This is a genomic window from Sharpea azabuensis DSM 18934, assembly GCF_000702165.1.
Lineage (GTDB): Bacteria > Bacillota_I > Bacilli_A > Erysipelotrichales > Coprobacillaceae > Sharpea > Sharpea azabuensis.
In genome coordinates, this window is sequence record NZ_JNKU01000069.1 from 1 (window position 1) to 6592 (window position 6592).

At 35.5% G+C, this 6592-nt stretch carries 7 protein-coding genes and 1 pseudogene; 4 read left to right on the plus strand and 4 right to left on the minus strand.

Annotated elements, in window-relative coordinates; genetic code table 11:
- Positions 1-189: 189 nt before the first annotated feature.
- Positions 190-885 carry a response regulator transcription factor gene (locus T529_RS0111190; protein WP_033163692.1) on the minus strand — a complete coding sequence of 232 codons (696 nt, stop codon included), beginning with the start codon at positions 883-885 and terminating at the stop codon, positions 190-192.
- Between the two features lie 392 nt (positions 886-1277).
- On the opposite strand from T529_RS0111190, the gene scfA reads away from it, so the two are divergent.
- From scfA to T529_RS0111200, 3 genes are all read left to right on the plus strand, one after another.
- Complete coding sequence (gene scfA / locus T529_RS12950; RefSeq protein WP_074732772.1) at positions 1278-1421, plus strand: six-cysteine ranthipeptide SCIFF; 144 nt, start codon at positions 1278-1280, stop codon at positions 1419-1421.
- 92 nt (positions 1422-1513) lie between these two features.
- Complete coding sequence (gene scfB, locus T529_RS0111195) at positions 1514-3007, plus strand: thioether cross-link-forming SCIFF peptide maturase (protein ID WP_081823136.1); 1494 nt, start codon at positions 1514-1516, stop codon at positions 3005-3007.
- 77 nt (positions 3008-3084) lie between these two features.
- Positions 3085-4476, plus strand: a complete 1392-nt coding sequence (locus T529_RS0111200) for an aminotransferase class V-fold PLP-dependent enzyme (protein ID WP_033163693.1) — start codon at positions 3085-3087, stop codon at positions 4474-4476.
- Between the two features lie 286 nt (positions 4477-4762).
- Here the strand turns inward: T529_RS0111200 and T529_RS0111205 are convergent, their stop codons facing one another.
- The 3 genes from T529_RS0111205 to T529_RS0111215 form a co-directional block, all read right to left on the minus strand.
- On the minus strand, positions 4763-5356 hold the full coding sequence (locus tag T529_RS0111205; protein ID WP_274518642.1) for an IS1595 family transposase: 594 nt from the start codon (positions 5354-5356) through the stop codon (positions 4763-4765).
- Positions 5357-5420: 64 nt separating this feature from the next.
- Positions 5421-5729, minus strand: a complete 309-nt coding sequence (locus T529_RS0111210) for a transposase-like zinc-binding domain-containing protein (protein WP_033163695.1) — start codon at positions 5727-5729, stop codon at positions 5421-5423.
- Between the two features lie 180 nt (positions 5730-5909).
- Positions 5910-6182, minus strand: coding sequence for a Fic family protein (locus T529_RS0111215; protein WP_033163696.1), 273 nt, complete (start codon positions 6180-6182; stop codon positions 5910-5912).
- A 204-nt stretch (positions 6183-6386) separates the two neighbouring features.
- On the opposite strand from T529_RS0111215, the pseudogene T529_RS13555 reads away from it, so the two are divergent.
- Positions 6387-6592 (plus strand): annotated as a pseudogene (locus T529_RS13555) (hypothetical protein); the annotation flags it as partial.

Sequence of the window (6592 nt, forward strand, 5' to 3'; positions counted from 1 at the left end):
AATAGAACGATTCTGGGAAGGGATTGAGAAGAGCAAAGCAAAACACCAGGCGCAAGCACAACAATAAAAAAACAAGGCCAAATCTAATTGACCTTGCTTGGTAGTTGTTTTGGATATTTTCTCTGTCTACTTGACAGGGGTCATATCATTTTGATGTATCTTTTTACAATATTTTTCATAATCTTCCTACTAGACTTTTAGCTTATAGCCAATTCCCTTTATAGTGATTAAATGCTGAGGTTCTGATGGATGCACTTCAATCTTCTTGCGAATTCTTCTTATATGCATTATTAAGCTTTGTTCATTACCATCCATTTCTTCACCCCAAATAGTTTGGGCGATGGCATCTTTTGTCACGACACGATTCTTGTTTTCATATAATTTTTTTAAGATGGCTCTTTCTGTAGCTGTCATGCCAATACTTTGTGAATCCTTAATAATAAGATTTTGTGAGAAATCAATCTCCACCTCACCTAATTGAAAACTGAAATCTTTTTGGTGATCAAATTGATATGCTCGTCTTAATATTGCTGAAATGCGATAGATCAGTTCCTTCATTAAAAAAGGCTTTGTGATATAGTCATCAGCCCCTAATCCAAGCCCAACAAGCTTATCTACATCTTCATCTTTAGCTGTTAAAAAGATGACTGGAACATCTACATGTCTTCTTGCAAATTGTAATATTTCATAGCCATCTCCATCTGGCAGCATAATATCCAATACCAGCAATTGAGGCTTTTCAGCCATAAACAACGTCTTAGCCTCTTGAGTACTCCTAGCTGTTATGACTCTATAGAAACCTTCTCTTAGAAGTTCTTGTTTTATATGGTTGAGGATGTCTTTCTCATCATCCACAAGTAGTATTTTATATTCCTTAATATTCATACAATCTCCAATCTTTTATTGATTCATTTTTAACACTAAGTAACATATTATATTTTTCTCTCAAGAATTGATAGTGCCAATTACTGCAATCTTGTTGATAGATGAATCATCAATGAATTCAATTAAAATTCTTACTTACTAAGTTCACCACTTATAAAGACAAAAAGTATTACAAAGTCCTATCTTTAAGGCTTTGAATGTTCTTGTTCAATTGCTGTCATCAGTTATTGTGATAAATTCCATGATTAGAAAAATGAAAAGTGAGTTCATGTTAAGTGCTAATATTTAATGTCTTTCTTTACGATAGGTTAAGTTGTGTATTGTCTAGAATATTAGAATGTGCTACAATTCTCGTAAATAAAGAGAATTCAAGGATTTGGAGGATACTCATTATGAAAAGAATTAAAACACTTGAAACTAAAGACCTTTGTGCAAGCGCTAAGACTGGTGGATGTGGTGAATGCCAGACTTCATGCCAGAGTGCTTGTAAAACAAGCTGCGGCGTTGCTAATCAGCAGTGTGAAAAGACTAAGTAATAGTTGTCTTTAGGCAAATTTCTTATACCGCCTTTTAGGCGGTTCTTTTATTGTCTTAATAGAAATGAATGAATAAATGGAGTGAATGATAAATGGTACATCAATATAAATTGAACAATTATAATATTGTTCTTGATACTTGTTCAGGCTCAGTACATTCTGTTGATGATGTTGCATATGACATCATCGCAATGTATCCTGATCACGATGAACAGGAAATTGTGAATGCAATGATGGAGAAATATGGTGACAGGCCGGATGTGACTCCTGAAGATATTCGCTTTTGTATTGAAGATATTACAACTTTAAAGAATAATCACAAATTATTTACCCCTGACACATATGAACCACTTGCCGGGGAATTCAAGAAAAGAAATATTGGCGTCATTAAAGCATTATGTTTACATGTATCCCATACTTGTAACTTAAATTGTGAATACTGCTTTGCAAGCCAGGGTAAATATCATGGTGAAAGAGCATTGATGAGCTTTGAAGTTGGTAAAAGGGCTATTGATTTCTTGATTGAAAACTCAGGTACACGCCGTAACTTGGAAGTTGACTTCTTTGGTGGTGAACCACTTTTAAATTGGGATGTATGTAAACAGGTTGTAGCCTATGCGCGTTCAAAAGAAAAAGAAACAGGTAAACATTTCCGTTTCACTGTTACGACAAATGGTATGCTCATTGATGATGATATGATTGATTTTTGTAATAAGGAGATCAGCAATGTTGTTCTTTCCTTAGATGGACGTAAGGAAGTCCATGATCGTACACGTGTTGACTATAAAGGAAATGGCAGCTATGATCAGATTGTGCCAAAATTCCAAAAAATCGTTAAAGCACGTGGTGGAAAGAACTACTACATACGTGGCACTTTCACCCATGCCAACACTGATTTCACAAAAGATATCTTCCATATGGCTGATCTTGGCTTTACTGAATTATCAATGGAACCTGTTGTTTCTAAACCTGGTGATCCTCTTGCCTTAACAGAAGAAGATTTACCAATTCTCAAAGAACAGTATGAAATACTCGCAAAAGAAATGTTAAAACGTGATCGTGAAGGTAGAGGTTTTACCTTCTACCATTATATGATTGACTTAAAATCAGGGCCATGTATCTACAAGAGAATATCAGGCTGTGGTTCAGGTACAGAATATATGGCCGTAACACCTTGGGGTGACTTATACCCTTGTCATCAGTTCGTTGGTGAAGAGAAATTTAAATTAGGTAATATCTATGAAGGTGTTACAAATCATGAAATTCAGGAAGACTTCCGTTGCTGTAATGCCTATGCACGACCTGACTGTCAGGATTGCTGGGCTAAGCTTTATTGTTCAGGTGGTTGTGCTGCCAATGCCTATCATGCGACTGGTAGCGTAAAAGGCATCTATGAATATGGATGTGAATTATTCCGTAAGAGAATGGAATGCGCCATCATGTTGCAGGTTGCTGAAGACTTAGAAGGCATTGATGGTTCAGTAAGACATGGTTATACATCGGCGAACTTCTCAGTTGGTGAAGGTAATTTAGCTGATGATGACTGTGGTGATTGCTCATCTGAGGATTGTACTTCAGGAAAGTAAAATATCAAAGCAGACTACCAAAAGACTTTTCTTTTGGTAGTTTTCAATAAGAATAAACAAATGAAAGGATGTTTAGCATGAAAAAAGTTCCTAAAACATATACACCAGTAGCCGACTTTATCGAAGCATATAATCAAAGCAATACTGTACGTGCCCATATGCCTGGACATAAAGGAATAGCTCCAACAGCCAAACAGGATATCATCTACTCCCATGATCTAACTGAAATTACCGGTGCTGATTCACTCTATGAAGCAGAAGGCATTCTTCTTCAAAGTGAAGAGACTGCAACATCACTATTTGATTCCTATCATACCTATTACTCAGCAGGCGGCTCTTCACAGTGTATCAAAACAATGTGTGCCCTAGCTTGCGCCTACCATCACCAAAACAACACCGATCACCCAACGATCCTTGCCGGACGTAATGCCCATAAAACATTCATCCATGCATCACAGCTATTAAGATTTGATATCAAATGGTTAGAAAGCACTGATCATGATTCATTATGTGAATGTAGAATAACCCCTGCTTTACTTGAACAAACACTTTCTTCTTTAGAGACAATACCTTGTGCTCTTTATCTAACAAGTCCTGATTATCTTGGTAATATCTTGGATATCAAGGCGATTGCTGAAATATGTCATCAGTATCATATGATTCTACTTGTTGATAATGCGCATGGTGCTTATCTTAAATTCATAGATAAACCTTACATTCACCCTATTGATGCTGGTGCTGATCTTGTCTCTGATTCTGCGCATAAAACCTTACCTGCTCTCACGGGTGCAGCTTATCTTCATATAAGTCAACATGCCCCACAAACTCTTCTCAAGCTAGCAAGCAATATCAGAGATTATAGTGTCATGTTTGGTTCAACAAGCCCTTCCTATCTCATCTTGGAGTCAATGGATCATGTCAATAAATGGCTCATTGACCATCCTGATGCCTATAAGCATTTTGTATACAAAGTAAGCAAGTTAAAACAAGATATCAAAGCATTAGGCTTTCATTTAAGAGAGAGTGAACCCTTAAAAATTACCCTATCCGTACCCCATCAAGGACAATCCCTGATGACTGATCTTACTAGTCATCAGATTGAATGTGAATATGCGGATCCTGACTTTGTCGTATTGATGTTGACGCCATTTAATAGTGATGAAGATCTAAGTCGTATTTATGATGCCTTTGCCTCATTATCCCATCATGAAGCCTATCTTAAAAATGAAACAATAAGCATGAAAACAGCTCTTCCTGAAGTGAAATATCAGCCTTATGAATTACTTTTTGCCTTAGAAGAAGAAATCAATGTTGATGAAAATAGTATTGGTCGTATATGTGTAAGATGTCATATTGGCTGCCCTCCTGCCATTTTGCCCATTGTTCCTGGTGAAGTCATCAATGCACAAACCATCACCATCTTAAAGAAATATGATATCCACACTATTCATGTTCTCAAAAATCTTTAGTACTAAATATCATTTACAGTTAAAATAAGTTTTTTTTAAAACTTTTCTTTCTTCTTGGTTCTTTTCAATCAAATTACTGATAACATTTAGTACAATTTAATCGTTCACTATTTAAAATGAGGATTGGGTCTTTTGTCGAAATCCTTATAAGCTTCATTTACATCGACTGGCAGAGGAGTTTTGCAAATATCCCTTACCAGCGTCTTAGCCTTCTCGGGTATATAATGGTTAAACGAGTATACATCTTTATCTTTAGACTTTTTAAATGCATATCCTAAATACTTGGCTAATACAAACAGGTGAGATAACCCTGCAAATGTCGAGTTGATACACCTCTGCATCTCTTTAGAAATATATCTAATTGAGAATGTAAACCATTGACTTCAGCTAAGTTAAAATCATGTTCATTAGTAAACTTTGAGGATTTTACTATCTCTATATTCAGATTGTTATTCTTAGCATATGTTTCAAAGGCAAATTTACCATCAGTAACAAGTAATGATCCAGGAGCGATTCGCCCATCAAATACATGCATCATTTCATTTGTTTCTTCACCAACTCCTGTTATTTCCATGAAGATATGGTCATCGGAATCAATTGCAGTCATGATACACACCTTATGAGCTAAAGGCGTCTTGCTTCTTGAACTTCGCATTTTAGAAAGTCTAGGCATATTTTCAGATTTTGTTCCCTTGAAATTCATAGGGACAAACTTGCCATCAAGCTGAATTTGTCCACTTAAAAGGGTGGAGTCTCTAATATGAGCAATAGCCTTAAACAACTTATGTCGCATATTGAATGCTGTTGTTTGTGATACATGGATTTCATCAGCTATATTGGCAAGTGTCATTCCCTTTATTGTGTAATGAATAAATGAGATCCAGGTTTTGTAAACAGATTTTGATGAATCAACAGCGGTATTTGTAGAATATGTGAAGTATTTCTCACGATTTTTTACAGTAGAAGGTCTGCTTGCCCAATCTTTTACCTTTTCTTACAACGTTATTACTTTGACAAAATGGGCATGATGGTTTTCCAAAAGCCTCCTTATGGAGCATGATATCATTAGATAGAGTTGATTTTTCTTTAGCCTCAAGTTCATCTAACAAAATGTAAGCTTCATCTGGGTAAAGATTTTCAATTATTTTCTTGATAACAATTAAGTCATGCATATTCACAAAAAAATGCCTCGGGTCAACCAGTTTTTGCAGACAGTCGCCAAACCAAATGAAAAACTGGCTGACCAGAAGCATCTTCTCCTGCTCAGCAGACCGTCTGCTATTTAAATTGGTTTGGCAAGTAGATTATATCAAGAACCAAAAGGCTTGTGAACTAAATACCGGCAAAAGATCAAAGTTTAGCATTATCTAATTAATTGCCCACAATCAAATCAGTAATTTGATTGAAAAGAACCTTCTTCTTTGCTTTCTCCTCTAAAAATTAAGAGCTAGAAAATAATTGCGTACTTCTTGTTCTGGCTTCAAGAAATGTTTTCTTTCATCACTTTCAATAGCCTCATCTACTTGTTGTTTTGAAAGAGGATTTCCTTCTATTTTTGTTGATGCATATGAGCTCTTCTTTTTAGAATTCTTTCTAAGCCTATTTGCTACAGTATTAGGAAGCTTTACACTAGAGATTTTAAACCTATTTTTTTCGATTGCTGTAATGTATTTCAATTTCTCATTCGTTAAAATCACTTTAATCATATTCCCTACCTCCTAACTTATAAGTCCCTTATACCAAAAAGTAAATAAATTTCACTATTTTTGGCTCTTCTGCACTATGTGTGGATAGATTGTTATAAAAAATGATGAATATCTCCTTTAGTTATCGGTGATTATTGAAGGATTTAATAAATAAAAAACCATATGGTATTTTCTATAGCGTCCAAACTTAGAAAGGAATACCATATGGCACTTAAAAAATTACTAAAATCTATCCTCAATGTCAATTGTATCAAGATCAAAAATGTGGAGTTTGATCGAATCTCTTCTTCTGTTTTCATTCAAGTCGATGTCACCAAAGGACAAAAGTCTCGCTGTCCCGTCTGTGGAAAGAAATGTAGCGGCTATGATTCTACAACCGAACACAGAACTTGGCGATCCCTTGATTTCGG